Genomic DNA, 16,022 nt, shown 5'->3' with positions numbered 1-16,022 from the left:
TCGCGTCGCCGCAATGACGAACTCAGTATTTAATTAGATGACGCAGTGACTAAGCAATCCGCGCAGCGCATCAACCGTGTTTTCCCTGATATCAGTCTTGGTATCCTCGACGCCCAATAAGTGATTGGACCCGCATGCGTCGTCAGACTAATCTTGCGCAGGACTCAATCCTGAGTCCAGGACCCCGGACCTAGAGCCGCGGCAAAAATGATCCATCAGGAGACGATAATGAAACAGACCCGACGCACGGTGCTGAGCGCAATGCTTGGTTCGGTCCTGTTGTTTGCCGCGGGCATGAGTGCGCACGCCGAGGACAAGAAGATCACGCTGGGCTTCGCGCAGGTCGGCGCGGAAAGCGCGTGGCGGACCGCGAATACCGTCTCCGTGAAAACGGCCGCCAAGGACGCGGGCATCAACCTCAAGTTCTCCGACGCCCAGCAGAAGCAGGAAAATCAGATCAAGGCGATCCGCTCTTATATCGCCCAGAAAGTGGATGTCATCGCGTTCTCTCCGGTCGTCGAATCCGGATGGGAGCCCATTCTCGTCGAAGCGAAGAACGCGAAGATCCCGGTCATTCTCACCGACCGCAATATCGATGTGAAAGACAAGTCGCTCTATGTGACGATGATCGGCTCGGACTTCCTCGAAGAGGGTCGTCGTGGCGGCAAGTGGCTGGAAGATCACTATAAGAACGAGAAAGGGCCGATCAATATCGTGGAATTGCAGGGCACGGTCGGGTCGGCGCCGGCCAATGACCGGCGCGCAGGTCTGCTCGAAGTCATCAAGAACGACCCGAAATTCAAGGTCATCGCTTCGCAAAGCGGCGACTTCACGCTCGCGGGCGGCAAGCAGGTCATGGAAGCGTTCGTGAAGACCTACGGCAAGCAGATCAACGTGGTCTACGCGCATAACGACGACATGGCGCTCGGCGCGATTCAGGCGATGGAAGAGGCCGGCATGAAGCCCGGCAAGGACGTGACCGTCGTTTCGTTCGACGCCACCAAGGGCGGCTTCGAGGCGATGATCGCCGGCAAGATCAATGTGGACGTCGAATGCAGTCCGCTGCTCGGGCCGCAGTTGATGACCGCCGTGAAGGATATCGTCGCGGGCAAGCAATTGCCCAAGCGCATCGTGACGGAAGAAACCATCTTCCCGATGAGCGTGGCCGCGCAGACTCTGCCGCAGCGCAAGTACTGAATGCGTGCGCGTCCATCGCGCAGGCGTTCGGCCGCGCGATGGACCATCCTTCCCTCTAGCCGGCGCTCTCCATGACCGACGCTCCCGTGCTCGAAACGATCGGCCTGTCGAAGTCTTTTCCCGGCGTGCGCGCGTTGCATGACGTCCGCTTCCGTTTGTTTCCCGGCGAGGTTCACACGCTCATGGGGCAGAACGGCGCCGGCAAATCGACGCTCATCAACGTGCTCACCGGCGTGCACGAGCCCGACGCCGGCGAGATCCGGCTCGGCGGCCAACCCGTGCATTTCACCGCGCCGCTCGAAGCGGAAGCGGCCGGAATTCAGACGCTGTATCAGGAAGTGAATCTGTGCCCGAACTTGTCGGTGGCCGAGAACATGTTCGCGGGCCGACAACCGAAGCGGCGCGGCGCAATCGACTGGCGAACGATCCACGCGCGCGCGCAAGCGGCGCTCGCCGAACTCAACGTCACGGTGGACGTCACCAAGTCGCTCGATACGTATCCCATCGCCGTGCAGCAGATGGTGGCGATCGCGCGGGCGCTATCGGTCGATGCACGCGTGCTCATTCTCGACGAACCCACATCCAGCCTCGACGACGGCGAAGTCACGCGGCTCTTCGATGTGCTGCGCAAACTGCGCGATTCCGGCCTCGCGATTCTCTTCGTCACGCACTTTCTCGAACAGACCTACGCGATATCCGACCGCATCACGGTCATGCGCAACGGCGAGCGCGAAGGGGAGTATCTCGCCAAGGATCTGCCCGTCGAACTGCTCGTCTCGAAGATGGTCGGCCATGAGCGCATGACCGAGCGCCTGGAACGCGCGGCGACGGAAGCGCCCGCTGAGCAGAGCAGCGTGCCGCCGTTTCTGGAGATGCGCGGCGTGGCCCGGCGAGGCGTGATGAATCCCGTCGATATCGACGTGCAGCCCGGACAGATACTCGGGCTCGCGGGTCTGCTTGGCTCGGGCCGCACCGAAACGGCGCGCCTGCTATTCGGCGCGGAACGGTCGGATGCGGGCGCGACGCGTATCGGCGGCAAGACGGTGAAGCTGCATTCACCGCGCGATGCGGTGCGTCACGGCATGGGTTACTGTCCCGAAGACCGCAAGAAGGAAGGCATCGTCGCGGATCTTTCCATACGCGAGAACATCATCCTCGCAGTGCAGGCGCGGCGCGGACTGTGGCGCTGCATCGGCAAGGCGAAGCAGCGCGAGATTGCGAACCGCTATATCCAGCAGTTTGGCATCAAGGCGCGCGACGCGGAGCAGCCCATCGGCCTGTTATCGGGCGGCAATCAACAGAAGGTGCTGCTTGCGCGCTGGCTCGCGACCGAACCGAAGATGCTGATCCTCGACGAGCCGACGCGCGGCATCGACGTGGCCGCGAAGTTCGAGATCATGGACCGCGTGCTCGCGCTCTGCGCAAAGGGCCTCTCCATTCTCTTCATCTCATCGGAAGTGAGCGAGGTCGTGCGCGTGAGTCACCGGATCGCGGTGCTGCGTGATCGACGCAAGGTCGCCGAAGTGGCAGGCCATACCGCGTCCGAAGATGACGTGTACCGGCTCATCGCGGGAGGCTCGGAATGAACACGATCAAGGCAATATCTCAGCATCCGCTCGTGTGGCCGTGCCTGACGCTGATCGCGCTGTGTGTGCTCGATCTCTCGCACAACGCGAACTTCCTGTCCATCACGATGCTCGACGGCCACTTGTTCGGCGCGCCGATCGACATCCTGAATCGCGCGGCGCCGCTCGTGCTCGTGTCGCTCGGCATGACGCTCGTGATCGCGACGCGCGGCATCGACATCTCCGTAGGCGCGATCGTCGCCATTGCGGGCGCGACCGCTGCCACGATTCTCGCCGATGATCCATCGCGCGTGCCGCTCGCCATCGCGGCGGCGCTCGGAGTCGGCGTGCTCGGCGGCATGTGGAACGGCTTGCTAGTGGCGTTCATCGGCATGCAGCCGATCATCGCAACGCTCATTCTGATGGTCGCGGGACGCGGCGTCGCGCAGTTGCTAACGGGCGGACAGATCATCCCCATCGGCGCAAAGGGCTATCTGCTCGTCGGTGGCGGCTATCTCGCGAGCGTGCCGTGTTCCGTGTGGGTCGCGTGCGGCGCGCTGGTGCTGACTGCGCTGCTGGTCAACCGCACGGCGCTCGGCTTGTTCATCCGGGCTATCGGCGTCAATCCGGTCGCGACGAGGCTCGTCGGCTTGCGATCGAGCATGATCGTGTTCGGCGTGTATGCGTTCTCGGGGCTTGCCGCCGCGATGGCAGGCGTGCTCGCCAGTTCGAACGTGCGCAGCGCCGACGGCAACAACGCCGGCCTGCTGCTCGAACTGGATGCGATCCTCGCCGTCACGCTCGGCGGCACGTCGCTGCTTGGCGGGCGCTTCAGTCTCGCTGGCACCGTGTTGGGGGCGCTCATCATCCAGACGCTCACTTACACGACGTATTCCATCGGCGTGCCGCCCGAAGCGACGCTCGTCGTGAAGGCGGCGGTCGTGCTGGTGGTGAGCGTCATTCAATCGGCCACTGCGCGCACGGTGCTGATGCGTCAGTTGAAGCGCGTGTTCCCGGTCGCATCGAAACAGCCGCTCGCGGAGTCATCGAAATGAGAAATGTGTTCGACCGCGTGACGGACCCGCGCGTATTGCCCATCGTCATCACCATCGTGCTGTTCGCCGCGCTTTTCGGCTTCGGTTCGGTGATGTACACCGGCTTCTTCTCACTGCAAGTCTTGCTCGGCCTTTTGATCGACAACGCGTTTTTGCTGATCGTCGCCATCGGCATGACGTTCGTCATCGTGTCTGGCGGCATCGATCTGTCGGTCGGCTCCGTCGTCGCGCTGACGACCATTCTGTGCGCTGTCTTCGCCGAGAAGCTGCATTGGCCGGTGTGGGTGATCGTGCCGCTGGTGCTCGCGGCGGGCGCGCTCTACGGGGCCGCCATGGGCGCGCTCATTCACTTCTTCAAGTTGCAGCCGTTCATCGTGACACTGGCGGGCATGTTCCTCGCGCGCGGCGCCTGCTTTCTTATCACGACGCAATCCATCACGATCAACGATCCCACTTTCCACGCGCTCTCCGGTTTTCATGTAGATGTCGGCGGGGCGTCGGTCACGGCGGGCGCGCTCGTCGCGGTCGCGACGCTGCTGGTCGCGATCTTCGTCGCGCACTTCACGCGCTTCGGCCGTAACGTGTATGCGGTCGGCGGCAACGAACGCTCGGCGTTGCTGATGGGCTTGCCGGTCGCGCGCACCAAGGTCGGCGTGTATGCGCTGAGCGGTTTCTGTTCGGCGCTCGGCGGCGTGGTCTTCACGCTCTATGTGCTTTCTGGATACGGGCTGCAAGGGCAGGGCATGGAGCTCGACGCCATCGCCGCGACGGTGATCGGCGGGACGCTGCTCACGGGCGGCGTGGGTTACGTGATCGGCTCGGTGTTCGGCGTCGGCATTCTCGGCACCATTCAGACGCTGATCACGTTCGATGGCACGCTCAGTTCCTGGTGGACGCGCATTGTCATCGGCGCGTTGCTCTGCGCGTTCTGCTTGCTGCAACGCGTGATCGAGCGGCACGCGGCGCGTCGCAAATCGAACGGCACCACGCTCGGCGAAGGACTGAAGCGCAAGAAGGCACCGGAGCCGTTGACGTCCGACGCGCCCGGCGAAGCGAAGCCGCTCGGACTGGTGCCGCGGAGTTGACGCTGCGTTGACCGTTGACGCGATGCTACGCGCAGGAGCGATGCGGCATTCGGTTCTTTCATTCGCAGGTCTTCGAGCTACGCCGCAAAAAGCTGTTCGCTCGCCTTGAACGCATCGGTCAGATGCTGCGTGACCGCTCGTATGGTCGCGTCGTTCCGATCCTGCCTGCGGATGAGCAGCCACATATCGCGAGGCGGAGGCACCGGCCCGAACGCGCAGAGCCTGAGCCCTGGCAAGCTGCGGCCAAGATAGTGCGGAAGCAAGGCCAGGCCGATGCCGTCGCGCGCGGCGATTGCCTGGAAGATGTGATTCTCCGCGCGAAAAGCGATACGTGAGCGCGGAAAGTGCTCTCGCAGCCACACCAGATTGGGCATGTCCGCGCTTTCCTCATTGAAGCTCACGAAGGTCGGCGACTCGCCGCGCTCGGCCCGCTCGCACTGCACCTGCGTTCCCCATAAACCGAAAGCCATGCTCCCCACCGGCTTGGCGATGAGGTCAGCATCGGTCAGTCGTCCGACGCGCACTGCAATGTCCGCCTTGTGGCGATTGAGACTGATCGAACGAAGGTCGGTCGCGAGGTCGATGTCGAGGCCCGGATGCCGTGCGGTGATCTCGGTCAGCCGCGCGATCAGGAAGCCCTGCGACAGCGCAGGCGGCGCATTGATGCGCACGAGACCTCGTATGCTGCTCTCGCCGTCGCTCGGGGCGGGGCGCGTCAACGTCTGCGCTGCGGCTTCCATTTCCGCTGCCACTGCCAGCGCGCTTTCCCCCGCCGGCGTGAGTACATAACCGTCGGGCCTGCGCTCGACGAGGCTTTCGCCCAGACTGTCTTCGAGCGCCTGAATGCGTCTTGCCACGGTGGCGTGGTTGACCCGCAGTGCTCTGGCAGCGGATGACAAGCTGCGGTAGCGTCCCAAAGCCAGAAACATCCGCATGTCCTGCCAGTCGAGTTCTTTGCGTTTTTTATCGATCATGCAGCGAGGATAGCGACTTGGGGGCGGCGGTGTCCAGCTTCGCTTGCTGCCGCTTGCACGGGGCGACGACGGGGCCTAAAGCGCGATCTCACACGCGAAGATTCGGTCGTCATCCTCAGCGACCGATCAATCGTGGCTCTCAACGAGGAGCGCGTTTGCGCAGCGTCTCCGAGGGCGACTCGCCGAAAGTTTCCGCATACGCAATCGAAAAGCGGCCCAGATGAAGAAAGCCGCACGCGAGCGCAATATCCGCGATCCGCGCGCGAGGGCCGGCCGCCAGCAACGCAGCCCGCGCATGTTCCATGCGGACCTTACGCAGGAACTGCATTGGGCTCATCCCGCGCGCAATCTGGAACCGCTCCCGCAACGTCCGCGGCGACACGCCCGCCGCTCTCGCGATGTCTTCCAGCTGCAACGGCTCGCCTGCATGTGCGCAGACGAACTCTTCAGCACGCTTCACGAAGGCGGGCGCGAGCGACGAATGCGTAACCGGAGCAACCGTCGCACTCGGCAACGAGCACGTCAGCAGATCGATGAGCAGCGCTTCCATATGTCCGGCGATCTGCCCGTTCGAACGCGCGCTCTCGAGCAGCGCCGATGACCCCGTGAGCGCGCGCAACTGCTGCATCCATCCCCGCAACGCTGGACTGTCGATGGACAGGCGCGGCGACAACAGCGCGCCGGCATCGTGACTCGCTTTCTCGAACACGTCGGCATCCATGCGAAGCACGAACTGCTCGCAATCGGGCGACAACCATGCGTCGAACGGCTGACCCGGCGCGCACAGCACCGCATTGTGATGATCGACGTCGAGCGTCGCGTTCAGCGTGCGCACTTGCGCATGGCCGCGGAGGCAGAACATCAGAAGATAGTAGCCGTCGACGGATTCCACATCCACGTGCATGGACGCGCCGAAGGAGATGGCGCCGAGCCCGAGCCGCCCCAGCTTCACGAAATCCATGTACGCGGGCCCGCGATCCTTTCCCGATGGCACCAGCACATGTGGCTGCATCACGCGTGAGATGAGATCGCGCGTCTCATCGAGATCGCTCGATTCAAAGAGCCGATAGCTGCGTAAGGCGTCGGGCGCAAAACGAGTCGGGGTCATGGAATACGGGTAAACGCACGTTCGCACCGGGGCGTTCGCGTCTTGCGAGGCCCGGTGAATAAAACCGCCGTTTTTGGATAGTACGTGAAAGAGCGGCGGCATTGGTGGATAGACCCGCCATTTTGTCTCTCCAAAAATGCGCTGACACCGTGACGTATCGATTACGGCGCCCCCGCACAGGAGAACATCCGTGGAAACGGCTGAACTGGTATTTCGCCCTCAAGGTCCGACCGAATCGGACCACGTTCACTTTCCGCACGACGACGGCTCGCGCGTGCCCTACAAGGTCTTCAGTTCCCAAGCGGTGTACGACCGCGAGCAGGAGCGCATCTTCCGCGGTCCGACCTGGAACTTCGTGGCGCTGGAAGCCGAGATCCCCAATGCAGGCGACTACAAGAGCACGTTCGTCGGCGATACGCCCGTTGTCGTGACGCGGCTCGAAGACGGCGGCCTTGCCGCATGGGTCAACCGCTGCGCGCATCGCGGCGCGTCCGTGTGCCGCAAAGCGCGCGGCAACGCGACATCGCACACCTGCGTCTATCACCAGTGGAGCTTCGACAACAGCGGCAACTTGCTCGGCGTGCCGTTCAGGCGGGGCCAGAAGGGCATGACGGGCATGCCCGCCGACTTCGACCCGAAGAACCACAGCCTGCGCAAACTGCGCGTCGACAGCTACAAGGGCCTCGTCTTCGCCTCGTTCAGCAACGACGTCGCGCCGCTGCCCGACTATCTCGGCGCGGAAATGCGCCCGTGGATCGACCGCATCTTTCATAAGCCGATCGAGTATCTCGGCTGCACGCGTCAGTATTCGAAGTCGAACTGGAAGCTGTACTTCGAGAACGTGAAGGACCCGTATCACGCGAGCATGCTGCATCTGTTTCATACCACGTTCAACATCTTCCGCGTCGGCATGAAGGCGCGTTCGATTCCGGACGCGACGCATGGCCTGCATAGCATCATCACCGTGACGAAGACCGGCGAGGACACGTCCTCGGCATACAAGCAGCAGAACATCCGCTCTTTCGATGAAGGCTTCGCGCTCGAAGACGATTCCATTCTCGGCCTCGTCTCCGAATACGAAGAAGACACGACGAACCACATTCAGCCGATCTTCCCGCAACTCGTCATCCAGCAGATTCACAACACGCTGGTCGCGCGCCAGTTGCTGCCGAAGGGGCCGAACAGCTTCGAGCTGATCTTCCACTTCTTCGGTTATACGGACGACACGCCCGAGCTGCGCGCGCTGCGTATCAAGCAGGCCAATCTCGTGGGGCCTGCCGGCTATATCTCGATGGAAGACACCGAAGCGACCGAGCTCGTGCAGCGCGGCACCGTGCGCGATGCGGATGCGACGTCGGTCATCGAGATGTCGCGCGGCAATCCCGATCAGCAAGACACGGTCATTACCGAAAGCCTGATCCGCAAGTTCTGGGTCGGTTATCAGAAACTCATGGGCTATTGAGCGGCGAGGCGACGCATGGAACAGATGAAGCTGTGGTTCGAACTGCACATGTTGCAGGACCAATACATCAACGCGCTCGATAACGACAGGCTCGAAGCGTGGCCCACGCTCTTCACGGAGGACTGTCTGTACGAGATCGTGCCGAAAGAGAACGCGGACATGGGCTTGCCCGTGGGCATCATCCATTGCACGAATCAGAGGATGCTGCGCGACCGCGTGGTGTCGCTGCGTCACGCGAATATCTACGAGGAGCATAGCTACCGGCATATGACGTCGGGGCTTACCGTCACGCGCGACGAAGACGGCGTGATCGAAACGGAAAGCAACTACGTGGTGATTCAGACGCGCAGCAACGGCGAGTCGAACGTTTATCAGGCGGGCCGGTATTTCGACAAGGTCGTGCGCACGGCGGAGGGTCTGCGCTATCGGGCCAAGCGCGTGATCTACGACACGTCGCGCGTGCAGACGCTGCTCGCCACGCCGATTTGAGAGCGGAACATGGAACAACTGACGAATGCATGGCACGCCATCGGCAAGCTCGACGACTTCACCGAAGGCGAGCCCGCCGCGGTCGTCGCGAACGACAAGCCGGTGGCCGTCTTCCGGATCGGCGATGAAGTCTTCGCGCTGCACGACCTCTGCACGCATGGTCACGCGCGGCTGTCGGAAGGCTTCGTCGAAGATGGTTGCGTGGAATGTCCGCTGCATCAGGGACTATTCGATATCCGCAGCGGCGCGCCACGCTGCGCGCCGGTTACCGAAGCCGTGCGCAGCTATCCCATTCGCATCGTCGATGGACAGGTCGAGATCCATGTCGAGTAAGCCTTATGTGATCGTCGGCGGCGGACACGCCGCGCGCCGTGCGGCCGAAACCCTACGGGCGCGGGATGCGGATGCGCACATCGTGATGATCGGCGATGAGCGTGCCTTGCCCTATGACCGCCCGGAACTCTCGAAGGCCGCGCTGCTGTCGGAAGAAGGCGAGCGCCGTATCTTCATTCGCGATGCAGCATGGTACGACGCGCAACGCGTCGATATGCGGCTCGGCATGCGTGTCGAGGCCATTGATGGAGCGAATAAATGCGTCGTTCTGAGCGATGGCGCGCGCATCGAATACGAGCGCTTGCTGCTGGCGACGGGCTCGCGCGTGCGGCCGTTTCCCGGTCATGTCGATGAGGGCGTCAAGTTGCACTACGTTCGCACCGTCGATGATGCCCGCGCGTTGCGGGCGGCGTTGCGGCCGGGCGCACGCGTGGCGGTGCTCGGTGGCGGCTTTATCGGGCTCGAAGTCGCGGCTTCTGCGATCAAGGCCGGTTGCGCGGTCACGCTCGTCGAACCTGCGGAGCGCTTGCTGATGCGCTCGATGCCGGGCGAAGTCGCCGACTTCCTGCATACGCTGCATCGCACGAAAGGCGTGGACATGCGGCTGCGCACGAAGCCTGTGGCCGTAAGACGCGGCGCAGAGCATGCAATCGTCGAGACCGATCGCGGCGATATCGATGCGGATATCGTGGTGGTGGGTATCGGCGTGGTGCCGAACGTGGAACTCGCGCAAGCGGCGGGGCTCGCGGTCAACAACGGTATCGTCGTGGACGAGCAATGCCGGACCGATGATCCTTCGATCTTCGCGGCGGGTGAGGTCACGAGGCATTTCAACCCGCTATTGAAGCGGCATGTGCGCGTCGAATCGTGGCAGGTCGCAGAGAATCAGCCCGCCATCGCGGCGGCCAACATGCTCGGCGCACAGGAGCGTTACGCGGAAACGCCGTGGCTCTGGTCGGATCAATACGACTGCAACGTACAGACGCTCGGCATCTTCGATGCGACGCATACGATGATTCTGCGCGGCGATCCGTCGGCGGGTTCGTTCTGCGTGCTTGCGCTGGACGAGGCGGGCGCCCTTGCCGCCGTCGCCGCCGTCAACGCGGGCCGCGACATGGGCGCGTGCAAGCGGCTGCTCGCGGCAGGCATGCGGCTCGACATCGATGCCCTGCGCGACACCGCTGTTTCACTGCGTGCGTTGCTCAATGCGTGAGTGGATTCGAACAGGGATTAGGATGACGAACGGTAAGAGCATGGAAACGGGCCTCAAAATGCAACTGAACAAAGCCGTGGTCGAGCGCTTCACGCGCGATGGCCTCATGAAAGTCACCCGTTGAGAGGACAAGAGCGATGCTGTTCCATGTTCGAATGGATGTGAATATCCCGGCTGACATGCCCGCTCATGTCGCCGACGAGATCAAGGCGCGAGAAAAGGCCTATTCGCAGGGGCTTCAGCGCAGCGGCAAGTGGCGGCACATCTGGCGTCTTGCCGGAGAGTACGCCAACTTCAGCATCTTCGATGTCGAAAGCAATGCCGAGCTGCACGACATTCTCACTGCATTGCCGCTTTTCCCCTACATGAAGATTTCGGTGACGCCGTTGTGTCGCCATCCGTCGTCCGTGAGAGACGACGACGCTTGAGCATCAAAGCCAAATTCAAATTCCCATACGAACGGAGACATGAATCATGAGCGTCAAGGTATTCCAGAGCGAGGAAGTGCAAGGCTTGCTGAAGGCGGCGGCGAATCTCGCGGGCGATGGCGGCAATGCGCGTGCAAAGCAAATCACGCATCGCTTGCTGAGCGATTTGTTCAAGGCGATCGACGATCTCGACATGACGCCCGATGAAATCTGGGCCGGCGTTAATTATCTGAACAAGCTCGGTCAGGACGGCGAGGCGGCGTTGCTCGCGGCGGGCCTCGGACTCGAGAAGTACCTCGACATTCGCATGGATGCCGAAGACCGCGAGGCGGAGCTGAACGGCGGCACGCCGCGCACCATCGAAGGTCCGCTGTACGTGGCCGGCGCGCCGGTGCGCGATGGCGTGGCGAAGATCGACCTCGACGCGGATGAGAACGCAGGTCCGCTCGTCATTCGCGGCACGGTCACGGGACCGGATGGCAAGCCGCTCGCGAACGCGCTCGTCGAATGCTGGCATGCCAATTCGAAGGGCTTTTATTCGCACTTCGATCCGACTGGCGCACAGAGCGACTTCAATCTGCGTGGCGCGGTGAAGACGAATGGCGAGGGCAAATACGAATTCCGCACGCTGATGCCGGTGGGTTATGGCTGCCCGCCGCAAGGTTCGACGCAGCATTTGCTCAACGCGCTCGGCCGGCATGGCAATCGCCCCGCGCATGTTCACTTCTTCGTGACTGCGGACAACTGCCGCAAGCTGACGACTCAGATCAATATCGAAGGCGATCCGTTGATATGGGACGACTTCGCCTATGCCACGCGAGAAGACCTGATTCCGCATGTCGTCGACAAGACGGGCGGTAAAGAGCTGGGCTTGAAGGCCGACGACTATAAGGAAATCGACTTCGACTTCAGGCTGACGCCGCTGGTCCACGGCAAGGACAATCAGATCGTGCAGCGAAGCCGCGCATCGGTCGAGGCGTGACGCTGGCCGGTTCGCCGATGAGTGCTTGCGGCCCGAACGTCAAGCGCTCTCGCGGTCGATGATCGTGAACCCCGTGTCGACCCTCAGTGCCGGTTGCGCGGGGTGCCTTCCGTCCAGCCTGTTCACGAGCGCGTCGGCCGCCAGTCTGCCGATCGACGCGCCGTCGATGCGCACCGTCGACAGCGAAGGATGGACATGCGCCGCGGTGCTCAGATCGCCGAAGCCCATCACGGCTACGTCGCGAGGAATGGCGATGCCGCGCTTCGCCGCCTCGGCGAGAATCCCCTGCGCGAGCGTGTCCGTGCTGCACACGATGACCTCGGGCAAGCCGCGGTCCAGCAGTCGAGCGAACCCTTCGCGCCCGGTCTGAAGCGTGGCCGGAGCGGGCAGTACTTCGATCGGTACGTCGCTGGTTCCGTGGCGCTTCAGTTCATCGAACAGGCTCAGGCTTCGCCGCACGCCGCGCGGGTCGTCGGCCGACAACACCGCGAACCGCCGATACCCCTTCGCGAGCAGATGGCGCGCGACTTCGACGCCGACTGCCTCGTGCGAGAAGCCGATCAGCATGTCGATAGGGTCGTCGGTCAGGTCCCAGATCTCGATGATCGGCACCTTCGTCCTGCGCAGCCGTTCTCGCGTGAGCGGCGAATGCTCGGTGCCGGTTAGAACGATGGCGTCGGGCCGTCGCCCGAGCAGGGTTTCGACAAGCTGCTCCTCGCGCTCCGGAAGATAGTCGGTGAGGCCGAGCAACGTTTGATAGCCGGCAGGCGCGAGCGTCGCCATCAAGCTCTGAACCATGTCCGTGAAAATCGACGTGGCGATGGTCGGCAGGAGCAGGGCGATCAAATGGCTCTTGTTCGTCGCGAGCGCGCCCGCCAGCAGGTTCGGCACGTAGCCGGTGGCGCGCACGGCATCCATCACGCGCTGGCGCGTTTCCTCGCGAACGAGTTCGGGGCGCTTGAGCGTGCGCGAGACGGTCATTGCGGTGACGCCCGCCAGACGCGCGACGTCTTCCAGCGTCACGCTGTCGTTGGCTTCTGTCGAACCGAGCTTCGCCGGCGCGTAACTCTCTTCCATTCGAGTCCCCTGGTTTCGCTCGATTGTAGCCTCAGAGACTCACGTCCGAACGATCTTCGAAATAAGACGTCGTATCTCTACGCAGCGGGAAAACCCGGATTTCAGCGATGTTTGCGCTAACATATGCTTCGCTAACGATGAGACATCGCACAACTTAGCCGGGGACGACGATGGAGCGAGGCATACAACGGACTGCGACTTCGATGGCCGCGGACGAACTGGGCGAACGAGCGGCCAGTGCGGACGGCCAAGCTTCGAGCTACGCGGGACGCAGCAAGGCGCGGTTCCTGATCGTCTTCATGCTCTTTCTCGTCACGACGATCAATTACGCGGACCGCGCGACCATCTCCATCACGGGTTCGTCCATCCAGAAAGCGCTGCACATCTCGCCGGTCGAGATGGGCTATATCTTCTCGTCGTTCGCGTGGGCCTATGTGATCGCGCAGATTCCGAGCGGCTGGCTGCTGGACCGCTTCGGGTCCAAGCGCGTCTACGCATTTAGCATTTTCTTCTGGTCGTTGCTCACCGCGGTGCAGGGGTTCGTGGCCGCATTGCCGGTCGGCGTCGCGTTCGCCACGCTTTTCCTGATGCGCTTTCTCGTCGGCGCGGCGGAAGCGCCCGCGTTTCCGGGCAACGCGCGCCTGACGGCGACGTGGTTCCCGACGGCCGAGCGCGGCACGGCATCGGCCATGTTCAATTCGGCTCAGTACTTCGCGACCGTGCTGTTCTCGCCCATCATGGGCTGGATCACGCACGCTTACGGCTGGCCGCATGTCTTCTATGCGATGGGCGCGCTCGGCATACTCGTTGCAGGCCTCTGGTTGAAGACCATCTACGCGCCGCGTCAGCATCCGCTCGCGAACGAGGCCGAGCTTCGCTATATCGCCGACAACGGCGCGATGGTCGATCTCGAAGACCGGCAGGTGGCGAAGGAACGCCGCGCCGCGCAGAGCCCTAGGCATACGCAGAACGGCAGCACGCATGGCCGTCACGCGCTCGCGCAATTGCTGAAGAGCCGCATGATGCTCGGCGTGTTCATCGCGCAGTACTGCATCACCACGCTCACGTATTTCTTCCTGACCTGGTTCCCGATCTATCTCGTGCAGGAACGGCATATGTCGATTCTAAAAGCGGGCGTGGTCGCATCCATTCCGGCTATCGCCGGTTTTCTCGGCGGTCTGCTGGGCGGCGTCGTGTCGGACCGGCTGATGAAGCACGGCTTCTCGACGAGCACCGCGCGCAAGGTGCCGATCGTCGTCGGCCTGCTGCTCTCGACTTGCATGATCGCGTGCAACTATGTCGATAACCAGTGGCTCGTCATCGGCATCATGGCGGCGGCGTTTTTCGGCAAGGGCATCGGCGCGCTCGGCTGGGCCGTCGTATCCGACACCGCGCCGAAGCAGGCGAGCGGCCTGTGCGCGGCGCTCTTCAACACGTTCGGCAATACGGCGGGCATCACGACGCCGATCGTCATTGGCTATCTCGTGCAGGGAACCGGCTCGTTCGCGGCGGCGCTCGTCTTCGTGAGCGCGAACGCGTTGATTGCGATCGTTTGCTACGTGTTCGTCGTCGGCAAGATCGAACGCTTTCGGCTGGCCGAATGAACGCATGCAATAAGCATAAAGTTGGGAAACCGAAGCAAGTCGCCGTCGGATTCACACGGCGCGCGCAGTGTTCAAATCAACCGATGGAATTTTGCATATGTCCATGACTTCGACTCGCGTCAACGCGACGCCCACCGTTACCGAATTGCGCGTGATTCCCGTTGCGGGGCGCGACAGCATGCTGATGAACCTGTCGGGCGCGCATGCGCCGTTCTTCACGCGCAATATCGTGATTCTCACGGACAGCGCGGGCAATACGGGCGTCGGCGAAGTGCCGGGCGGCGAGAATATCCGCAAGACCATCGACGACGCGCGTGCGCTTGTCGTGGGCCAGTCCATCGGCAACATGCAGGCAGTGCTCAATCGCGTGCGCACGCAGTTCGCCGACCGTGATGCGGGCGGCCGCGGCCTGCAAACCTTCGATCTTCGCACGACCATTCACGCCGTCACCGCGCTGGAAGCGGCATTGCTCGATCTGCTCGGCCAGCATCTCGGCGTGCCGGTCGCGGCGCTGCTCGGCGAAGGCCAGCAACGCGACGAAGTAGAGATGCTCGGCTATCTGTTCTATATCGGCGATCGCAATCGCACCGATCTGCCGTACGCATCCGGCGAGAACGGCAAGGACGACTGGGAGCGCCTGCGCACCGAAGTCGCGCTGACGCCGGAAGCGGTGGTGCGCCTCGCGGAAGCGGCGCAGGCGCGTTACGGCTTCAACGACTTCAAGCTGAAAGGCGGCGTGCTCGCCGGCGATGCGGAGATCGAGGCCGTGACCGCGCTCGCCGAACGTTTCCCGGATGCGCGCGTGACGCTCGATCCGAACGGCGCGTGGTCGCTCGCGGAAGCCATTCGCCTGTGCCGCGACAAGCACGACGTGCTGGCCTACGCGGAAGACCCGTGCGGCGCGGAGAACGGCTATTCGGGCCGCGAAGTGATGGCCGAGTTCCGCCGCGCGACGGGCCTGCCGACCGCGACGAACATGATCGCCACCGACTGGCGTCAGATGGGCCACGCCATTCAACTGCAATCGGTGGATATTCCGCTCGCCGATCCGCACTTCTGGACGATGCAAGGCTCCGTGCGCGTGGCGCAGATGTGCAACGACTGGGGTCTCACATGGGGCTCGCATTCGAACAATCACTTCGACGTGTCGCTCGCGATGTTCACGCATGTCGCGGCCGCCGCGCCGGGCAAGATCACGGCGATCGACACACACTGGATCTGGCAGGACGGCCAGCGTCTCACGCGCGATCCGCTGCAAATCGTCGGCGGCAAGGTGAAGGTGCCGAGCACGCCGGGTCTCGGCGTCGAACTGGATATGGACGAGATCGAGAAGGCCCACGCGCTGTATCATCAGCACGGCCTCGGCGCGCGCGATGACGGCATCGCCATGCAATATCTCATCCCGAACTGGAAGTTCGACAACAAGCGGCCTTGCCTCGTGCGTTGAAGC

At 62.9% G+C, this 16,022-nt stretch carries 15 protein-coding genes; 12 read left to right on the top strand and 3 right to left on the bottom strand.

Annotated elements, in window-relative coordinates; translation table 11 throughout:
• Positions 1-261 precede the first annotated feature (261 nt).
• The 4 genes from HWX53_RS15365 to yjfF all read left to right on the top strand — a co-directional run bounded on the left by HWX53_RS15365 (position 262) and on the right by yjfF (position 4,902).
• Entirely contained in the window at positions 262-1,197 is a 936-nt protein-coding gene (locus tag HWX53_RS15365) for an ABC transporter substrate-binding protein (RefSeq protein WP_241270014.1), read from the top strand.
• A 71-nt stretch (positions 1,198-1,268) separates the two neighbouring features.
• Positions 1,269-2,783, top strand: coding sequence for a sugar ABC transporter ATP-binding protein (locus HWX53_RS15360; RefSeq protein ID WP_175942190.1), 1,515 nt, complete (start codon positions 1,269-1,271; stop codon positions 2,781-2,783).
• On the top strand, positions 2,780-3,817 hold the full coding sequence (locus HWX53_RS15355) for an ABC transporter permease (RefSeq protein ID WP_175942189.1): 1,038 nt from the start codon (positions 2,780-2,782) through the stop codon (positions 3,815-3,817). Before HWX53_RS15360 ends, HWX53_RS15355 begins: the two co-directional genes overlap by 4 nt.
• Positions 3,814-4,902, top strand: coding sequence for a galactofuranose ABC transporter, permease protein YjfF (yjfF, locus tag HWX53_RS15350; RefSeq protein WP_175942187.1), 1,089 nt, complete (start codon positions 3,814-3,816; stop codon positions 4,900-4,902). Before HWX53_RS15355 ends, yjfF begins: the two co-directional genes overlap by 4 nt.
• A gap of 77 nt (positions 4,903-4,979) precedes the next feature.
• Here yjfF and HWX53_RS15345 read toward each other — a convergent pair whose 3' ends face one another.
• Complete coding sequence (locus HWX53_RS15345) at positions 4,980-5,876, bottom strand: LysR family transcriptional regulator (protein ID WP_175942186.1); 897 nt, start codon at positions 5,874-5,876, stop codon at positions 4,980-4,982.
• A 139-nt stretch (positions 5,877-6,015) separates the two neighbouring features.
• Complete coding sequence (gene andR, locus HWX53_RS15340; protein ID WP_175942185.1) at positions 6,016-6,984, bottom strand: anthranilate 1,2-dioxygenase regulatory protein AndR; 969 nt, start codon at positions 6,982-6,984, stop codon at positions 6,016-6,018.
• A 190-nt stretch (positions 6,985-7,174) separates the two neighbouring features.
• Here andR and andAc point away from each other — a divergent pair, with 190 nt between their 5' ends.
• The 6 genes from andAc (at position 7,175) to catA (ending at position 11,891) form a co-directional block, all read left to right on the top strand.
• Positions 7,175-8,446 carry an anthranilate 1,2-dioxygenase large subunit AndAc gene (andAc, locus tag HWX53_RS15335; protein ID WP_175942184.1) on the top strand — a complete coding sequence of 424 codons (1,272 nt, stop codon included), beginning with the start codon at positions 7,175-7,177 and terminating at the stop codon, positions 8,444-8,446.
• A 15-nt stretch (positions 8,447-8,461) separates the two neighbouring features.
• Complete coding sequence (andAd, locus tag HWX53_RS15330; protein WP_175942183.1) at positions 8,462-8,935, top strand: anthranilate 1,2-dioxygenase small subunit AndAd; 474 nt, start codon at positions 8,462-8,464, stop codon at positions 8,933-8,935.
• Positions 8,936-8,944: 9 nt separating this feature from the next.
• On the top strand, positions 8,945-9,268 hold the full coding sequence (andAb, locus tag HWX53_RS15325; protein ID WP_175942182.1) for an anthranilate 1,2-dioxygenase ferredoxin subunit AndAb: 324 nt from the start codon (positions 8,945-8,947) through the stop codon (positions 9,266-9,268).
• Positions 9,258-10,481: an anthranilate 1,2-dioxygenase system ferredoxin--NAD(+) reductase gene (andAa, locus tag HWX53_RS15320; protein ID WP_175942181.1), complete on the top strand. Its 1,224-nt coding sequence runs from the start codon at positions 9,258-9,260 to the stop codon at positions 10,479-10,481. The genes andAb and andAa overlap by 11 nt, the downstream gene beginning before the upstream one ends.
• A 137-nt stretch (positions 10,482-10,618) precedes the next feature.
• Positions 10,619-10,909: a muconolactone Delta-isomerase gene (gene catC / locus HWX53_RS15315; protein WP_175942180.1), complete on the top strand. Its 291-nt coding sequence runs from the start codon at positions 10,619-10,621 to the stop codon at positions 10,907-10,909.
• Positions 10,910-10,955: 46 nt separating this feature from the next.
• Entirely contained in the window at positions 10,956-11,891 is a 936-nt protein-coding gene (gene catA / locus HWX53_RS15310; protein WP_175942179.1) for a catechol 1,2-dioxygenase, read from the top strand.
• Positions 11,892-11,930: 39 nt separating this feature from the next.
• Here catA and HWX53_RS15305 read toward each other — a convergent pair whose 3' ends face one another.
• Positions 11,931-12,968, bottom strand: a complete 1,038-nt coding sequence (locus HWX53_RS15305; protein ID WP_175942178.1) for a LacI family DNA-binding transcriptional regulator — start codon at positions 12,966-12,968, stop codon at positions 11,931-11,933.
• A gap of 299 nt (positions 12,969-13,267) precedes the next feature.
• Between HWX53_RS15305 and HWX53_RS15300 the strand changes: the two genes are divergently transcribed.
• Both HWX53_RS15300 and gudD read left to right on the top strand, forming a co-directional pair.
• Positions 13,268-14,572 carry an MFS transporter gene (locus HWX53_RS15300; RefSeq protein WP_244140142.1) on the top strand — a complete coding sequence of 435 codons (1,305 nt, stop codon included), beginning with the start codon at positions 13,268-13,270 and terminating at the stop codon, positions 14,570-14,572.
• Between the two features lie 97 nt (positions 14,573-14,669).
• Positions 14,670-16,019, top strand: a complete 1,350-nt coding sequence (gene gudD / locus HWX53_RS15295) for a glucarate dehydratase (RefSeq protein ID WP_175942174.1) — start codon at positions 14,670-14,672, stop codon at positions 16,017-16,019.
• Positions 16,020-16,022: the final 3 nt, after the last annotated feature.

It is taken from the genome of Caballeronia sp. BCC1704 (assembly GCF_902833455.1).
Taxonomy (GTDB): domain Bacteria; phylum Pseudomonadota; class Gammaproteobacteria; order Burkholderiales; family Burkholderiaceae; genus Caballeronia.
Note: the sequence above shows the minus strand (reverse complement) of the source record. Positions and strands in the feature narration are given on the sequence as shown.